The sequence below is a fragment of the Pseudomonas sp. LBUM1664 genome, from assembly GCF_059695895.1.
The window spans coordinates 1,409,379-1,426,034 of the sequence record NZ_CP166791.1 but is presented as its reverse complement, the minus strand read 5'-3'; the positions used below and the strand labels follow the sequence as shown (position 1 = coordinate 1,426,034).

The window sequence follows — 16,656 nt, the reverse complement described above, 5'->3', positions numbered from 1 at the left end:
AGAGACGATCCCCCTACACCGAGGTTAGACATGTCCACCACTACCGCGCCAGCCAACCCGAAGGTCGGCTTCGTATCCCTGGGTTGCCCAAAGGCTCTGGTCGACTCCGAGCGCATCCTGACCCAGCTGCGCATGGAGGGCTATGACGTCGTTTCCACGTACCAGGACGCCGACGTGGTAGTGGTCAACACCTGCGGCTTCATCGACTCGGCCAAGGCCGAATCCCTGGAAGTGATCGGCGAAGCCATCAAGGAAAACGGCAAGGTCATCGTCACCGGCTGCATGGGTGTGGAAGAGGGCAACATCCGCAACGTGCACCCCAGCGTGCTGGCCGTGACCGGTCCGCAGCAGTACGAGCAAGTGGTCAACGCCGTGCACGACGTGGTGCCGCCGCGTCAGGACCACAACCCACTGATTGACCTGGTGCCGCCACAAGGCATCAAGCTGACCCCGCGCCATTACGCTTACCTGAAGATTTCCGAAGGCTGCAACCACAGCTGCAGCTTCTGCATCATTCCGTCGATGCGCGGCAAACTGGTGAGCCGCCCGGTGGGCGATGTGCTCGACGAGGCCCAGCGCCTGGTCAAGGCGGGCGTCAAAGAGCTGCTGGTGATTTCCCAGGACACCAGCGCCTACGGCGTCGATGTGAAATACCGCACTGGCTTCTGGAACGGCGCACCGGTGAAAACCCGCATGACCGAACTGTGCCAAGCCCTCAGCTCCCTCGGCGTCTGGGTCCGTCTGCACTACGTCTACCCGTATCCGCATGTCGACGAACTGATCCCGCTGATGGCTGCCGGCAAGATCCTGCCGTACCTGGACATTCCGTTCCAGCACGCCAGCCCGAAAGTCCTCAAGGCCATGAAGCGTCCAGCTTTCGAAGACAAGACCCTGGCCCGTATCAAGAACTGGCGCGAAATCTGCCCGGACCTGATCATCCGTTCGACCTTCATCGTGGGCTTCCCCGGCGAAACCGAAGAAGACTTCCAGTACCTGCTGAACTGGCTGACCGAAGCCCAACTCGACCGCGTCGGCTGCTTCCAGTACTCGCCCGTCGAAGGTGCACCGGCCAACGACCTGGACCTGGACGTGGTGCCGGACGACGTCAAGCAGGACCGTTGGGAGCGTTTCATGGCGCACCAGCAGGCCATCAGCTCGGCGCGCCTGCAAATGCGCATCGGCCGTGAAATCGAAGTGCTGGTGGATGAAGTGGACGAACAAGGCGCCGTGGGCCGCTGCTTCTTCGATGCCCCGGAAATCGACGGCAACGTATTCATCGACAACGGCAGCCACCTCAAGCCGGGCGACAAGGTCTGGTGCAAGGTTACCGACGCCGATGAGTACGACTTGTGGGCCGAACAGATCAATTGATCAGTATCCAAGGCCACAGGTTCTGCGGGGCATTGCTTAACTGACTGACACTGGCCCCGCCCTGCATAAAAAAACTAAAAGCCCCGCATTCTTGATGAGATGCGGGGCTTTTTTGCGACTATCGTATGGAGACATCCAGCACAAGGAACAGGCGGGCATGCGTCAGCATTCGGTCATCCACACACCGAAACCGAGCGATTACCAGGAACTCACCCGGCTCTGGGAGGCTTCGGTGCGGGCCACCCATGATTTTCTGCCGGACAGCTACATCGAGCTGCTGAAAAACCTGGTGCTCACTCGTTACCTGGACGCGGTGATGCTCATTTGCACCCGGGACGCTCGCCAGCGGATCACCGGTTTCGCCGGCGTCGCGGCCGGCAAGATCGAGATGCTTTTCATCGATCCGCAGTACCGAGGCCAGGGCCTGGGCAAGCAATTGCTGCGCTATGCCATGGAACACCTCAACGCTGACCAACTGGACGTCAACGAACAGAACCCGCAAGCCTTGGGTTTTTATCTCAAGCAAGGGTTCGAAGTGGTTGGCCGTTCGGCCCGGGACGGCATGAACCAGCCTTACCCGCTGCTGCACATGCGCTACAAACAGCCCGACCTCAAGGCCCGACGCGGCTAAAACGCAAATGGACCCGCGATTAACCGGCGCCAGGCAGGTACAATGCCCACCCTCTTTTTGTTACGGCCCTGTCATGACTGACCCGATTCGTCTCTCCAAACGCCTCATCGAACTCGTCGGCTGTTCCCGTCGGGAGGCTGAGCTGTTCATTGAGGGCGGCTGGGTCACCGTGGATGGCGACGTGGTCGATGAGCCGCAATTCAAGGTCACCACCCAGAAAGTCGAACTCGACCCCGAGGCCAAGGCCACTGCGCCGGAACCGGTGACCATCCTGCTAAACATCCCGGTGGGCATGGATGTGGACACGGCAATGGCCTCCCTTGGCCCACAGACCCTGAGCGAAGAACACCGCTTCGGCAAACGCCCCCTCAAGGGCCACTTCCTGCGCCTGACCGCCAGCGCCGACCTGCAGGCCAACGCCAGCGGGCTGCTGGTGTTCACCCAGGATTGGAAGATTTTGCGCAAGCTCACCGCCGACGTCGCCAAGATCGAGCAGGAATACGTGGTGGAAGTCGAAGGCGAGATGGTTGCCCATGGCCTCAATCGCCTGAACCATGGCCTGACCTACAAGGGCAAGGAGCTGCCGGCGGTCAAGGCCAGTTGGCAGAACGAGAACCGCTTGCGCTTTGCCATGAAAAACCCGCAACCGGGCGTGATCGCGCTGTTTTGCCAGGCGGTCGGCCTCAAGGTGGTTGCCATTCGCCGCATCCGCATCGGCGGCGTGTCCATCGGCAAGGTGCCGCTGGGCCAGTGGCGCTACCTGTCTGCCAAAGAGAAATTCTGAGGCCTGCATTTTCTTTTTTCCGGCGCCGCACCGAGCTGGGGCGCCCACTGCCGATTGATCAGGATTGCACACATGATTCACAACGACGTACTGCGTAGCGTGCGCTACATGCTCGACATCAGCGACAAGAAAGTCATCGAGATCATCAAGCTTGGTGGCCTGGAAGTGTCCCTGACGGATCTGGCGGGCTACCTCAAGAAAGACGAGGAAGAAGGCTTCGTGTTCTGCCCTGACGACGTCATGGCGCATTTTCTCGATGGCCTGGTGATCTTCAAGCGTGGCAAGGACGAAAGCCGTCCGCCGCAACCGATCGAAGTACCGGTGACCAACAACATCATCCTCAAGAAACTGCGGGTGGCCTTCGAGCTGAAGGAAGACGACATGCACGCCATCCTCAAGGCCGCCGAGTTCCCGGTGTCCAAACCGGAACTGAGCGCGCTGTTCCGCAAATTCGGCCACACCAACTACCGCCCATGTGGCGACCAATTGCTGCGCAACTTCCTCAAGGGGCTGACGCTGCGCGTCAGAGCCTAAACAACAGCCATAAGCTTCAAGCGACAAGTTCAAAGCTTGCAGCTTGCAGCTTGCAACTCGAAGCTCCCAAAATGGCCTACAACGTCTCCCCCATCGGCTTCGTCCGTTCCTGTTTCAAGGAGAAGTTCGCCATCCCCCGCCAGCCGCAGCTAGCCCCGGCCGCGCGCGGCGTGCTGGAGCTGGTGGCGCCGTTCGATCAGGGCGATGCGGTGCAGGGCCTGGAGCAGGTCAGTCATGTCTGGCTGCTGTTCCTGTTCCACCAGGCCCTGGAAGACAAACCGCGGTTGAAGGTCCGCCCGCCACGCCTGGGCGGCAACAAGTCCATGGGGGTATTCGCCACCCGCGCTACCCATCGCCCCAACGGCATCGGCCAGTCGGTGGTGAAGCTGGAGCGGGTCGAAGCCGGTCGGCTGTGGATCTCGGGCATCGACTTGCTAGACGGCACGCCGGTGCTGGACATCAAGCCCTACGTGCCTTACGCCGACATCATCGGCTCGGCGTCCAACAACATCGCCAACGCGGCGCCTGAGCTGATTCCGGTGCAATGGTCGGAGTCAGCCCTGCTACAAGCCCGGGACCATGCCACGCGCCTGGAGGAGCCTTTGGTGGAACTGATCGAACAGTGCCTGGCCCAAGACCCACGTCCGGCGTACCAGGTTCCTACAGCCGAACGGGAATATGGCGCGCAGTTCTGGGATCTGGACGTCCGTTGGCATTACCCACAGCCGGGGTTGATCCGGGTGCTGGAAGTCATTCCTGCGATCAGATAAACGCCCGGAAACGAAAAAGCCCGCGTTGCCTTCATCAGGCAACACGGGCTTTTTTTTGTGGGGTAACTGTTGAGACCGAGTCGCTGCTATCGCGAGCAGGCTCGCTCCCACATTTGATCTGTGTTGTTCGCCAGATATGACTCAACACAAAACCCTGTGGGAGCGAGCCTGCTCGCGATGGCGATCCATCAGCCACCGCAACTGTGTGGCTTATTTCTCTACAAACGCCCGCTCGATCAGGTAATCCCCCGGCTCGCGCATGCGCGGCGAAACGGTCAGGCCGAAGCTGTTGAGCACTTCGCTGGTCTCGTCGAGCATGCTCGGGCTGCCGCACAACATGGCGCGGTCGTCCTGCGGGTTGATCGGTGGCAGGCCGATGTCGCGGAACAGCTTGCCGCTGCGCATCAGGTCGGTCAGACGGCCTTCGTTCTCGAACGGCTCGCGGGTCACGGTCGGGTAGTAGATCAGCTTGTCACGCAGTGCTTCGCCGAAGAACTCGTTCTGCGGCAGGTGCTCGGTGATGAACTCGCGGTAGGCGACTTCATTGACGTAACGCACGCCGTGGCACAGGATCACTTTTTCGAAACGCTCGTAGGTTTCCGGATCCTGGATGACGCTCATGAACGGCGCCAGACCGGTGCCGGTGCTGAGCAGGTACAAATGCTTGCCAGGCTTGAGATCATCCAGCACCAGGGTGCCGGTGGGCTTCTTGCTGATGATGATTTCGTCGCCTTCCTTCAGGTGCTGCAACTGGGAAGTCAGCGGACCATCAGGAACCTTGATGCTGAAAAATTCGAGATGCTCTTCCCAATTCGGGCTGGCAATCGAGTAAGCGCGCATAAGCGGACGGCCGTTGGGCTGCTGCAGGCCGATCATCACGAACTGACCGTTCTCGAAGCGCAGGCCCGGATCGCGGGTGCACTTGAAGCTGAACAGAGTGTCGTTCCAGTGATGAACACTGAGGACACGCTCGTGGTTCATGTTGCTCATGTACGGGGACTCCTGGGAATGATGCCTGCGTCGTTAATTTGCGCAATTGCATCGCATTCTAATGGCGGCGACAATATCTGTTAAATGGATTATTAAGATAAGGGTTATCGGTTATATAGATATGCGATTTACTCTACGTCAACTTCAAGTCTTCGTCGCCGTCGCCCAGCAAGAGAGCGTGTCCCGTGCTGCGGGCCTGCTCAATCTTTCACAGTCGGCCGCCAGCACCTCCATCACCGAACTGGAGCGCCAATCCAGCTGCCAATTGTTCGACCGCGCCGGCAAACGCCTGAGCCTCAATGCCCTGGGCAAACAGCTGTTGCCTCAGGCGGTGGCGCTGCTGGACCAGGCCAAGGAGATCGAAGACCTGCTCAATGGCAAGTCCGGTTTCGGCTCACTGGCGGTCGGCGCCACCCTGACCATCGGCAATTACCTGGCAACCCTGTTGATCGGCGGCTTCATGCAGCGCCATCCAGAAAGCCAGGTAAAGCTTCATGTGCAGAACACTGCCAATATCGTGCACCAGGTTGCCCATTATGAAATTGATCTGGGTCTAATCGAAGGCGATTGCAACCATCCGGACATCGAAGTCCAGAGCTGGGTCGAGGACGAACTGGTGGTGTTCTGCGCACCTCAACACCCGCTGGCCAAACGCGGCCAGGCGACCATGGAGGAGTTGACCCAGGAGGCGTGGATTCTGCGCGAACAGGGTTCTGGTACTCGACTGACCTTCGACCAAGCCATGCGCCACCACCGCAGCTCGCTGAACATCCGCCTGGAGCTGGAACACACCGAAGCGATCAAGCGAGCCGTGGAGTCCGGCCTGGGAATTGGCTGTATTTCGCGCCTGGCCCTGCGCGACGCCTTCCGCCGCGGCAGCCTCGTAGCGGTGGAAACCCCGGACATGGACCTGGCGCGGCAGTTTTATTTCATCTGGCATAAACAGAAATATCAGACGTCGGCCATGCGTGAATTCCTCGAACTGTGCCGAGCCTTCACCGCCGGAGTGCAGCGCAGCGACGAAATCGTCCTGCCGGCCATTGCCTGATGGATTAAAGCAGCACCAGGCCCCACACCAACGCGATCATCGCCAGGGCGACGAACTGGGCAGCGCTGCCCATGTCCTTGGCGTTTTTTGACAACGGGTGCAGCTCCAGGGAGATGCGGTCAATGGCCGCCTCCACCGCCGAATTGAGCAACTCCACGATCAATGCCAGCAGGCAGACCGCAATCAGCAGCGCCTGCTCGACACGGCTGACATTCAGAAAAAACGACAGCGGAATCAGAACGACGTTGAGCAAGACCAACTGACGGAACGCCGCTTCGCCGACAAACGCCGCACGCAGCCCGTCCAGGGAATAGCCGGAGGCGTTGAGGATACGTTTCAGGCCGGTTTGGCCTTTAAAAGGTGACATAGAGTAGGCAACTGATCGAAAGGAGGTGGAGAAGCTAATTCAAACACGGTCAAAAAAGCGTGAATAAAACACTATGGTTGCGGTGAAATTGACTCAAGTTGTTGCAGCAGCAAGGCCGCCTGGGTCCGTGTACGCACGTTCAACTTACGGAAGATCGCGGTGACGTGGGCCTTGATGGTGGCCTCCGACACGCTCAGCTCATAGGCAATCTGCTTGTTCAGCAGGCCTTCGCAGACCATGGTCAACACACGAAACTGCTGCGGCGTGAGGCTGGCCAGGCCTTCACTGGCCGCCTTGGCTTCGGCTGACACGCTTACCGCTTCGAACGCCTGGGGCGGCCAGGACACATCGCCATCCAGCACTGCCTTCACGGCCTTCTGAATCATCTCAAGCGAACTGGATTTGGGTATGAAGCCACTGGCGCCGAATTCACGGGCCTTGACCATCACCGAAGCTTCTTCCTGAGCCGACACCATCACCACGGGGATCTGCGGGTACTGGCCGCGCAACAGCACCAGCCCGGAAAAACCATACGCACCCGGCATGTTCAGATCCAACAGCACCAGATCCCAGTCGGACTTTTCAGTCAGCCGGGCCTCCAGTTCCGCGATACTGGCCACCTCCGTCAACCGGACATCCGAGCCAAGGCCCAGGGTCACTGCCTGATGCAACGCGCTGCGAAAGAGCGGGTGGTCATCGGCAATCAGGATTTCGTATGTGGCCATTTTTCAAATGATCCTGTTTTTAACGGCAGGCCCGATGCATTCGCGCCTCGCCAACACAACTCAAGACACCGCCATGCAGCGGCATCCACAGGGGCACGTTCAACGCCAATCACAGCGTTTAAAACTGCGGCCGCACCCTGGTCGGCGCCAAGCATGCCCAGCGAAGCCAGGGTGGTCAAGCAGCACGGCCGCTGCTGTGTTGAGTATGGGCCACTATTAGGCCAACACCGTTTGCACGGCACGGACGAAGGGCTGCAATTGAGCGTGGGCCGGCGTCGACACATTCACCGATTGCTGGCGTTTGGCGCCCAGGTAATGTTGGCTGAATACATCAAAATAGGCATCCAGGGCCGATGCCGCGTCATTGTCCCCTGCCAGTTCCAGACACATCGCCGCCACTTCGGCAGTGCATAGATGCTCGCTACGCGTCGAACGGCGCAAGTGGTAGCGCGACAGCTTGTCGGGCAGCAGGCTCAGGATCGGCAGCCGGTCAAAATACGGGCTTTTGCGGAAAATCTTGCGCGCCTCTGTCCAGGTGGCGTCCAACAGAATGAACAGCGGACGCTTGGAATGATCGAGATCAACCGTGTGGGTGACCCGCGATGGCTCGACGTACTCACCGGGAAACACCAGATACGGTTGCCATTGCGGGTCGTTGAGCAGCGCCAGCAATTGCTCGTCGACTTCGGTGCGCGACCAGATGAACGCGTGATTGTCGCGCACAACGTCGGCAATCAGCCAACCGGTGTTGCTCGGCTTGAACACTTCCTTGTTGGTCATGATCAGGCAAACCCCGGACCGGGTCTCGACGCTCGGACGCCAGGCGCACAGGCAATGGCTCTCGATCACCCGACAGGCGTTGCAACGGGGCGCGCGCCAGCCACGGGCCTGAATCGGCTTGATGCCCTCATCGATGCGCTGGTCGCGCAGGCGGGCTACGGCGTTAGGGGCATGATTCATCGTGGGCAACGCCGGCAGACAGGAAAACTCGACACGAACAACACTCGGCAAGGCAATAAAGGCCGGCAGTCTACCAGAGCGCACAAGCCTGTACCGTCCACCCGGGCTCCCCTATAATTCCCGGCCACTGAACGCACAGTCATGTGATCGGTCGAACCACCAGTCACTGAACCAGGAGAGTTTCATGCTGCGCCTTATCGTCCCTACCGTTGCCGTTCTGCTGGCAACGTCCTTCAGCGCTCAGGCCGCTTCGCTGAAAGAACTCGAACTGAACAAGATGCTACAGAACGTGGCCGCGCAAAGTAGCGTCGGCACGCCGCGGGCGATCAACGAAGACATTCTCGACCAGGGCTATACCGTCGAAGGCACCGAGCTGATCAATCACCTCAGCGTGCAAAGCAGCCATGCCGAGAAAATGCGCGCAGACCCCAAGGCCGTATATTTCCAGTTGGGCTCCACGGTGTGTACCAATCCAGGTTTCCGCAAGCTGATGGCCAAGGGCGCAACCATGCGCTACGAGTTCACCGAGGTTAAAACCAATCGCCCGGTGGCCACCGAACGCTTCCAGGAATCGGACTGCCCAAAACCGGCCAAGACGAAGAAGTAATCAATCCGAGCGTGCGCGCCGCTGCTCATCGTCGGCGCGCAGTTCCGCCACCAGCGCCTGCAAATAGCACGAGCGCCAAGCTCGACCTTCCAGCCGGCGGCAGCACTCCTCCTCAAGGCTCACCCGATTGGCCTGAGCCGCGTCCAACAGCGTCAGGTACAACTGCCTGTCGAGTTCCAGCGTCACTCTGGTCATCTCTTGCGCCTCCCTGCCCGATCCGCCTCAATCCATCGCGTGGCACCCAGCCATGAGCGTGGAACTTGCTATTGAGTAAATCAGAGCGGCACGCACCCGACCGGCAATCTGACGAGCGGCGTGGGACTTCAGCGCTTGTATCCAGCGGTTGCCAACGGTCACTTTTGAGCGCCATGATCAGGGCAGCCAAGATCAGCGTGAGGGTCTAGATTCAGAAGTATCTCTATTAGCTTTGGGCAGAACGAGGCTGCCCCGCCAGCGCCTTGCCGTGTGATTGCTTTTTCATCCAAGGGAAAAGCAGAACCCGCTGGATGGCTTGATCGCTTTGCTGCAGACCGCGTCGAGCCAGGTCGAACGTCCAGGCACAGGCCTGGGCTGACAACGACACACGGAGTGTCGTGGTCCTGACGAATCTCTCGTTCGGGCCGGGTTCTGTTAAAAAGGAGAAGTTGAATGCCTTATAAACCGAATGACCTGCTTAGTCGTCATTTTGAGAACCACGGCCACGACCTCACCCGCAAGGTCGAAGAGCAACTCAACCTGGTCTCACCCAACAGTCCGAACCTCCCTATCTACCGCGACATGATCCTGACCGTGCTGCGCATGGCCCAGGAAGATCACAACCGCTGGAATGCCAAGATCACTCTGCAGGCGCTGCGGGAACTGGAACATGCGTTCCGCACACTCGAACAGTTCAAGGGGCGACGCAAGGTCACGGTCTTCGGCTCGGCCCGAACGCCCATTGAACATCCGCTCTACGGCCTGGCCCGGGAGCTGGGGGCGGCGCTGGCCCGCTCGGACATGATGGTCATCACGGGTGCAGGCGGTGGCATCATGGCTGCCGCCCATGAAGGCGCGGGCCGGGAGCACAGCCTGGGATTCAACATCACCCTGCCTTTCGAACAGCATGCAAATCCGACCGTTGAAGGCACGCCGAATCTGCTGCCGTTCCATTTTTTCTTCACCCGCAAACTGTTCTTCGTCAAGGAAGCCGACGCACTGGTGCTATGCCCGGGCGGTTTCGGCACCCTGGATGAAGCACTGGAAGTCTTGACGCTGGTGCAGACCGGCAAAAGTCCACTGGTGCCGGTGGTGCTGCTGGACGTTCCAGGGGGCAAGTTCTGGCAGGGCGCCCTGAACTTCATCCGCGAGCAATTGGAGGAAAATCGCTACATCCTGCCGACCGACATGAAGCTGATGCACCTGGTGTACAACGCCGAAGAAGCCGTAGAAGAGATCAATCAGTTCTACCGCAACTTCCACTCCAGCCGCTGGCTCAAGCATCAATTCGTGATCCGCATGAATCACAAACTCAACGAGCAGGCACTGGAGCAGATGCAGGTGGAGTTTGCCGACCTGTGCCTCAACGACTGTTTTCATCAGCATGACTACAGCGGCGAAGAGCACGACGAGACACGGTTCAGTCATTTGACGCGACTGGCGTTTACCTTCAACGCCCGAGATCACGGACGTCTAAGGGAACTGGTGAATTACATCAACTTGCCGGAAAACTGGGCCCAGCCCGCCACCCAGGCCCACCCCCTCACCTGGGAGCCGATCAAGGAGACCTGAGCAAAAAAAACGGCCCGCTATCGAAATAGCGGGCCGTTTTTGTTTAATCATCCATTGCGCGACCGCTGAACAAGCGGTTGATCATTTCCATGGAATACCCTCGGTACGCCAGGAAGCGCCCTTGCTTGGCTCGTTCTCGTGCATCGATGGGCAAATGCCCTGAGAACTTGCGGCGCCAAGTGTCCGTTAGCTGCTCCTGCCAATCAATACCACTTTCGCGCAGGGCGAGTTCAACATCCGGGCGTTGCAAGCCGCGCTGGCCCAGTTCCTCACGAATTCGTAACGGACCATAGCCGGAGCGAGCGCGATAAGAGACAAAGCTTTCGAGATAGCGAGACTCCGACAACAGGCCCTCTTCCGTCAAACGGTCGAGGGCTGTGTCAATCATCTCATCGGGAGCACCGCGCTGACGCAGCTTACGCGTCAGCTCGACTCGACCGTGCTCGCGTCTAGCGAGCAGGTCCATCGCGGTTCGCCGCACCGCGACGAGGGTATCGAGTACGACGGTCATCGAATCGATCAGATATCAGCGTCGGCCAGGTCGGCAGCGGTCTCGCGGTTAGCCACAGCCTTAACGTCCGCAACTGGGCTGAGCAGTTTGTCACGCAGCTGCTTCTCGAGGGCTGCTGCAACTTCCGGGTTGTCCGCCAGGAACTTGGCCGAGTTGGCCTTGCCCTGACCGATCTTGGTGCCATTGTAGGCATACCAGGCGCCAGATTTTTCGACGAAACCGTGCAGCACACCCAGGTCGATCATCTCACCGTTGAGGTAGATGCCCTTGCCGTAAAGAATTTGGAACTCAGCCTGACGGAACGGCGAAGCCACTTTGTTCTTCACAACCTTGACGCGGGTTTCGCTGCCAACAACCTCATCACCTTCTTTCACCGCGCCAGTACGACGGATGTCCAAGCGAACCGAGGCGTAGAACTTCAGTGCGTTACCACCGGTGGTAGTTTCCGGGCTGCCGAACATCACGCCGATCTTCATACGGATCTGGTTGATGAAGATCACCAGGCAGTTGGCGTTCTTGATGTTACCGGTGATTTTGCGCAAGGCCTGGGACATCAGGCGAGCCTGGAGGCCCACGTGCATATCGCCCATTTCACCTTCGATTTCAGCTTTCGGTACCAGTGCTGCCACGGAGTCGACAATAATTACGTCGACCGCGTTGGAACGTACCAGCATGTCGGTGATTTCCAGGGCCTGCTCACCGGTGTCCGGCTGGGAAACCAGCAGGTCATCGACGTTGACGCCCAGTTTGCCAGCGTATTCCGGGTCCAGGGCGTGTTCGGCGTCGACGAAGGCGCAGGTCGCGCCGGCTTTTTGAGCCTGGGCGATCACGGACAGGGTCAGCGTGGTTTTACCGGAAGATTCAGGACCGTAGATTTCAACGATACGGCCTTTTGGCAGACCGCCGATGCCAAGCGCAATGTCCAGGCCCAGGGAGCCGGTGGAGATGGAAGGAATAGCCTGACGGTCCTGATCGCCCATACGCATTACGGCACCCTTGCCGAATTGACGTTCGATCTGACCCAAGGCCGCAGCCAAGGCTTTCTTCTTGTTGTCGTCCATTAAAGTCCTCACGTAATCAATAAGGCCTGACGGCCAACACCTGTATAAGTAGCCAGTATTATTCCACAGCGATTGAGGATCGCCTACCCCTGATTTGAGATTTCTGCGGCGGCATGTTGCAGCAGCCCCTCTAGCGCGGCCTTCACCGTTTGTCGGCGGACCTCGTCGCGGTTGCCTGGAAAGAATCGCTGCTCACTGAACACCGTTTCGCCGACGCCCCAGGCAAGCCATACGGTGCCCACCGGTTTGCTCGGCGAACCACCGTCCGGCCCGGCCACGCCGCTGACTGCTACGGCGAAACGCGCCAGGCTCTTGTGCTGGGCACCGCGCGCCATGGCCTCGACCACCTCGCGGCTGACCGCCCCCACCGTCCCGAACACATCCGCCGGCACATTCAACTGCTGGGTCTTCTGGCGATTGGAATAGGTGACATAGCCGGCCTCAAACCACGCCGAACTCCCGGGAATCCTGGTGATCGCCTCGGCAATCCCGCCACCGGTGCAGGACTCGGCCGTGGTGACATGGGCATTGAGCACCTGCAAGCGCCTGCCCAGTTCAGCGGCCAGTTCGGTAATGTCGTCCACGGTGCTCTCCTGAATTCGACGCAAGTGAGGTCTACCGTACACGAGCATTCGAAGCTTGCAAGGCTCGGCAGACTACTGACCCAGCGCTCTGACGTAGGCCTGGCACGCCTGCAAGGCGATCAATGCGCGATCACCTTCGTCGGTGATGGCGATAATTCGTTGAGCATGCGCCGGGTCAAGTCGGGCGCGTGGGGCGCCATGATCCACGCGGCCGGCGCCGGGGGCGGCAGGCACTGCACAACCGGCGGCAACATCGTCGGCGTCAAGGAGGACTGACAACCGGACATCGGCAGTAGCAAGGCGATCGCGCAGGCGATCCTGATCACGTTGGGCATCGCTCAAGGCTCGATAGTGGGTTTGTTCGCTGGCGGACAACTGCTGCTCCAGACCCATGCGTTTATCTATTTCGTTCTGCTGCGAAGTGGCAGCCGCCATGGTCAGCTGACTCAGGCTCTCGGCCTGTAGCCTGGCCTGCTCGGCCAATGCCTTGCCGTAGCGCCAGTCCTGAACTTTCCACGTCACACCGACTGTCAGCAGCAAAAGCGCCAGCACGACCGCCAGGGCGAACTTCAATCCGGCCGGGCTCATTCCAGCACCTTCAGCGCCAGCGCATACAAGGCCCGCCGATCCGCCGCGCCGTTCTGCCCACCGTTGATCCGCTGCGTGATCTTGTCGAAGTGTCCGGCATCAGCCAGGGTATTGAGCCCATGGGTCGCCCAGAACCAGGCCGCCGACTGCGAGGCCCACTGGGGCTGTTCCAGCAACCCGGGTTCATTAAGCAGGTCCAGGCCCAGCGCTTCGCCGCAGGCTTGATAATTAGCCCGGCCGGTAATCTGGATCAGCCCCCGGCCCCGATACTTCTGGCCGTCACCATCCGCGTCGAACGTATTACCCAGACGCAAGGCCAACTGGCCGGTATCATATTTCGATAGGTAGGCATCATTGCCCAGCTCTCGCACGTAACGTAGCTGACCGGACTCATGACCGATCTGGGCAATGAACGCTGCGACACGCTTCGGGCCGACGATCTGGTAACGGCCCATGGCGGTGTTCAGGGCAGGTGCAAAAACGCCGGCATTGGCACCGGCGTTCGGGAGGATACACAGTAGTTGAGCTTGTGTGATTGGCACGGCGTTCTCCTTAACGCAGTTAAAAGGACAGTTATTGAAAAAATCGGAAATGGGCTATCTTTTACTGAATAGCAGATTTAAAAATTGCACGCTGGCATAACAACGCAAACGCGATCATCTGACCGATGAAATGGAACCGCAAATGGGCACGTCGAAAATTTTAGAACAATCGTTCACTGAAGAACCATCTAGCGCCCCCCTCAAGCCAATGAGCTTCAGTGAATGCAAGAACATAAAAAGCGGCCCGGCTTTTATTATCGCCTCAGGTCAATCAGCAAAAGATTTCCCCATCCATGAGTTTTCAACCATTCCGATGATCACCATGAACGGGGCCATCTCCATGTTCACTGACACCGATATAAAACCTTTCTTTTATATCTGTTCAGACAATGAGTTCCCACGCCAACAACCGGATTTATTTGCAACCGCCATGCGGCTCAGTGAAAACGTTGCCCTGCGGGAAGATCAGTTTGAACTTATTGAATCCAAGCCAAGCGGGCGGGCCTTCAGCCTGAAAAAAGCGCCAAGAGCCTCAATCTTCACGAGCTTATTCAACCGAGAAAACGCCCTCATTAGAAAAACATCTCTGTTGAGTAAGCGAAGCAAAGATATCGGTTTCAGCAAAGACCTGGCCATTGGCTGCTTCGATGCTCGGACCGTCATGTATTTAGCATTACAGGCCGCCTACCACCTTGGATTCAACAAAGTTTTCCTTGTGGGTTTCGACTTGAACCAGACGGCAGGCCGGTTCTATGAAACGCCCCAAAGCAACCGATCGCCCTGCGGCCTGGATCAGCACTATCACACCCGAATCCTGCCGTCGTTGAAACTAATGTCCAAGCACGTCGTTGATGATAATTTTCAGGTTTATAACTTATCTGCCTCCTCTAGGGTTCCCGCTAATGTTATTAAGAAAATAGGTCTTGATGAAGTGAGGCACATGCTTGTGACTGAACAAGTAAGTTGTCACACCCAGTAGCGCCACGTTCCCGTGCATGGTTCACCAAAAACCACGACGGACATGTAATTGCAGGGAGCTACGGTTTAACCCGACGATCCCTGAGGTAGTGTGAGCGCCAATGACTTAGTTATTAAATCTACCTAGCCAGGTAGCGCGACCAGCGCGCCGCCCTGTCCTCGGGCAAAGTCAGGATTACATAGCCATCAACCTTTAATAGTTTCCGGATAATTTGAAAAATGATAAGCAGACGCTATCACCCACCACTCATACAACAAATTCAGAATCCAGAGATATTACAGAAAACGAGTAACTAGACAGCCCCGAGGTGACGGATGTCGCCTGTTGCGTAAGCCCAGTCTGGGTAACACTCAACGTGCCAATAGCGACATTTACACCCGCGCCAGTGCTAGTTGTTGCTATGGGGGTGGAGATCATTGAGGGATAAAAAAACACTCCATCCGAAATTCGCTGTGACGCAGCGGTGGCATTGCCAGAAACAAGCCAAACAGTATTCGGGCGAAAATAATATTTCTGACATATAAGCTCCTCTTGCTCGTCATTCGGAAAGTCAAATGACGTCGCAAAAGTCCCAAGCTCAAGCTGCGGACTGCTAAAAGTACCACTCGAAAAGCGAAGCGCAGCAATGGTATTGGCCGGCAGTGTGACTGTTGCACCATTGGCCACAGTTGTACCATTAACCGTCGCCACAGCAGTGCCGGTGTATGACAGCACGTACGATCCGCCAAACACATTTTGCGCCCGAATAGATTGCTCGACACCACCGGCAGGTGCCGTGAAAGTCCTTACACCGCCTGAGTCGGACCAACTGACGCTTTGACCAGAAGTAATGACATACCATCTATCAACACAGAACTGCTTCGCTCCAGTTGTAGCAGTCCCGCTTACATATGCACGTTTGTTAATCGTGCCGCGAGCGTTAATCAAGATATTACGACGCCCAGAATGACGGATGGTTTTCATCGTATATGAAGCCGTGTACCAGCTAATCCCATTACTCACGAGCGTTATTTGTTCGCCAGGGTTAATCTGGAGAGCATTGTTCGAGGCGCCTGTATCGTTGGCAATTTGCTCTGAACCACTCCCCTTTACTGTGCACGGCGCCCAAGCAGCAATCGTGATTGCCGTGCCCGGAACAAATCCAGAAACCGGCGGCAACGTTTGAGTGGTACCCGCAGCAGTGACAACAACAAGCTGACCCGTATTGTTGGCGCCAAGCGTTGTACTTGTGGCCGTCCCTAAAAGGTTGCTGAAGCTACCCAGCTGGGACAGGTTGACCGCCTGATTGATTTTGGTGCCCTTGGGAATTTGCAAGGCGCCGCCCAACGACGTAATGACGATCCAGGCCCCATTACCACCATTGATCCCAGCCTGTACCAAGTACATCAGAACGGCCACGCCAGCAGGCAATTCACCTCCCTGCAGCGGTTGCAGACCAAGCCCGTAAATGGGCTTTGCCGCGAGACCATCTGGCGCATAGGTCGCAGGGCCGGTGTTCGGGGTAGCGATTACGATTCGCTGCAAAAAGCCTTTCACCGGGAACGCCTTTAACGGCGGAGTGTTTGCAGCGGCATACGTGTTGGCGGCACCCGTGGAAGTCAGCAGCCCTGGCTGTTGGTTGATAAGGCGAATCGCGACTTCAAGCTGAGTATTGTCCAGCTCATCCGGTGAAAGACCAGCCGCAGAAAGGACATTCAACATTTCTTCGGTCACTGCGTTCCCCCACTGCGCGGGGATCAAAGAACCCGGTGTTCCCAGTAAGAGATCTTCGTCTACAAACTTGCCATCTACCAAGCCGATGCTCGGCACACTAATCGGATAATCCACGTTCTTACTC

The 16,656-nt window shown here is 58.0% G+C and carries 20 protein-coding genes; 9 read left to right on the top strand and 11 right to left on the bottom strand.

The features are described from left to right. Positions 1-30 precede the first annotated feature (30 nt). From rimO to tsaA, 5 genes are all read left to right on the top strand, one after another. On the top strand, positions 31-1,371 hold the full coding sequence (gene rimO, locus ACA047_RS06725; RefSeq protein ID WP_497357810.1) for a 30S ribosomal protein S12 methylthiotransferase RimO: 1,341 nt from the start codon (positions 31-33) through the stop codon (positions 1,369-1,371). 157 nt (positions 1,372-1,528) lie between these two features. Continuing rightward, on the top strand, positions 1,529-2,002 hold the full coding sequence (locus tag ACA047_RS06720; protein ID WP_497357808.1) for a GNAT family N-acetyltransferase: 474 nt from the start codon (positions 1,529-1,531) through the stop codon (positions 2,000-2,002). A gap of 73 nt (positions 2,003-2,075) precedes the next feature. After that, a complete protein-coding gene (locus tag ACA047_RS06715; RefSeq protein WP_497357806.1) occupies positions 2,076-2,786 on the top strand; it encodes an rRNA pseudouridine synthase in 711 nt (236 codons plus the stop codon). Between the two features lie 72 nt (positions 2,787-2,858). After that, a complete protein-coding gene (locus ACA047_RS06710; protein WP_497357804.1) occupies positions 2,859-3,320 on the top strand; it encodes a YehS family protein in 462 nt (153 codons plus the stop codon). Between the two features lie 71 nt (positions 3,321-3,391). Next, positions 3,392-4,090: a tRNA (N6-threonylcarbamoyladenosine(37)-N6)-methyltransferase TrmO gene (gene tsaA, locus ACA047_RS06705; RefSeq protein ID WP_497357802.1), complete on the top strand. Its 699-nt coding sequence runs from the start codon at positions 3,392-3,394 to the stop codon at positions 4,088-4,090. Positions 4,091-4,300: 210 nt separating this feature from the next. On the opposite strand, the gene fpr is transcribed toward tsaA, so the two are convergent. Further along, positions 4,301-5,080: a ferredoxin-NADP reductase gene (gene fpr / locus ACA047_RS06700; RefSeq protein ID WP_003184787.1), complete on the bottom strand. Its 780-nt coding sequence runs from the start codon at positions 5,078-5,080 to the stop codon at positions 4,301-4,303. Between the two features lie 121 nt (positions 5,081-5,201). Between fpr and ACA047_RS06695 the strand changes: the two genes are divergently transcribed. Continuing rightward, the gene (locus tag ACA047_RS06695; protein ID WP_497357800.1) at positions 5,202-6,128 is read left to right on the top strand and encodes a LysR family transcriptional regulator; all 927 of its coding nucleotides are present in this window, start codon (positions 5,202-5,204) and stop codon (positions 6,126-6,128) included. Positions 6,129-6,132: 4 nt separating this feature from the next. Here ACA047_RS06695 and ACA047_RS06690 read toward each other — a convergent pair whose 3' ends face one another. The 3 genes from ACA047_RS06690 to ACA047_RS06680 form a co-directional block, all read right to left on the bottom strand. Next, positions 6,133-6,495 carry a diacylglycerol kinase gene (locus ACA047_RS06690; protein WP_497357798.1) on the bottom strand — a complete coding sequence of 121 codons (363 nt, stop codon included), beginning with the start codon at positions 6,493-6,495 and terminating at the stop codon, positions 6,133-6,135. Positions 6,496-6,566: 71 nt separating this feature from the next. Next, a complete protein-coding gene (gene erdR, locus ACA047_RS06685) occupies positions 6,567-7,220 on the bottom strand; it encodes a response regulator transcription factor ErdR (RefSeq protein WP_497357796.1) in 654 nt (217 codons plus the stop codon). A 216-nt stretch (positions 7,221-7,436) separates the two neighbouring features. Next, entirely contained in the window at positions 7,437-8,180 is a 744-nt protein-coding gene (locus tag ACA047_RS06680; protein WP_497357794.1) for a tRNA-uridine aminocarboxypropyltransferase, read from the bottom strand. Positions 8,181-8,364: 184 nt separating this feature from the next. Between ACA047_RS06680 and ACA047_RS06675 the strand changes: the two genes are divergently transcribed. Continuing rightward, positions 8,365-8,787 (top strand): quorum-sensing-regulated virulence factor family protein, encoded by a 423-nt coding sequence (locus ACA047_RS06675; RefSeq protein ID WP_497357792.1) that lies wholly within the window; start codon positions 8,365-8,367, stop codon positions 8,785-8,787. Here ACA047_RS06675 and ACA047_RS06670 read toward each other — a convergent pair whose 3' ends face one another. After that, on the bottom strand, positions 8,788-8,982 hold the full coding sequence (locus ACA047_RS06670) for a hypothetical protein (RefSeq protein ID WP_497357790.1): 195 nt from the start codon (positions 8,980-8,982) through the stop codon (positions 8,788-8,790). Between the two features lie 453 nt (positions 8,983-9,435). Between ACA047_RS06670 and ACA047_RS06665 the strand changes: the two genes are divergently transcribed. Then, positions 9,436-10,554 (top strand): LOG family protein, encoded by a 1,119-nt coding sequence (locus ACA047_RS06665; protein ID WP_497357788.1) that lies wholly within the window; start codon positions 9,436-9,438, stop codon positions 10,552-10,554. Between the two features lie 43 nt (positions 10,555-10,597). Here the strand turns inward: ACA047_RS06665 and recX are convergent, their stop codons facing one another. The 5 genes from recX to ACA047_RS06640 form a co-directional block, all read right to left on the bottom strand. Beyond that, entirely contained in the window at positions 10,598-11,065 is a 468-nt protein-coding gene (gene recX, locus ACA047_RS06660) for a recombination regulator RecX (RefSeq protein WP_497357786.1), read from the bottom strand. Between the two features lie 8 nt (positions 11,066-11,073). Then, positions 11,074-12,126: a recombinase RecA gene (gene recA, locus ACA047_RS06655; protein ID WP_497357784.1), complete on the bottom strand. Its 1,053-nt coding sequence runs from the start codon at positions 12,124-12,126 to the stop codon at positions 11,074-11,076. An 83-nt stretch (positions 12,127-12,209) separates the two neighbouring features. Next, positions 12,210-12,710, bottom strand: a complete 501-nt coding sequence (locus tag ACA047_RS06650; protein WP_497357782.1) for a CinA family protein — start codon at positions 12,708-12,710, stop codon at positions 12,210-12,212. Positions 12,711-12,782: 72 nt separating this feature from the next. Then, the gene (locus tag ACA047_RS06645; RefSeq protein ID WP_497357780.1) at positions 12,783-13,298 is read right to left on the bottom strand and encodes a lysis system i-spanin subunit Rz; all 516 of its coding nucleotides are present in this window, start codon (positions 13,296-13,298) and stop codon (positions 12,783-12,785) included. Further along, positions 13,295-13,840, bottom strand: a complete 546-nt coding sequence (locus tag ACA047_RS06640) for a glycoside hydrolase family 19 protein (RefSeq protein ID WP_497357778.1) — start codon at positions 13,838-13,840, stop codon at positions 13,295-13,297. The genes ACA047_RS06645 and ACA047_RS06640 overlap by 4 nt, the downstream gene beginning before the upstream one ends. A gap of 130 nt (positions 13,841-13,970) precedes the next feature. On the opposite strand from ACA047_RS06640, the gene ACA047_RS06635 reads away from it, so the two are divergent. Next, complete coding sequence (locus ACA047_RS06635) at positions 13,971-14,819, top strand: WaaZ-like lipopolysaccharide core biosynthesis protein (RefSeq protein ID WP_497357776.1); 849 nt, start codon at positions 13,971-13,973, stop codon at positions 14,817-14,819. 246 nt (positions 14,820-15,065) lie between these two features. Here the strand turns inward: ACA047_RS06635 and ACA047_RS06630 are convergent, their stop codons facing one another. After that, on the bottom strand, positions 15,066-16,646 hold the full coding sequence (locus tag ACA047_RS06630; protein ID WP_497357774.1) for a hypothetical protein: 1,581 nt from the start codon (positions 16,644-16,646) through the stop codon (positions 15,066-15,068). Positions 16,647-16,656 lie beyond the last annotated feature (10 nt).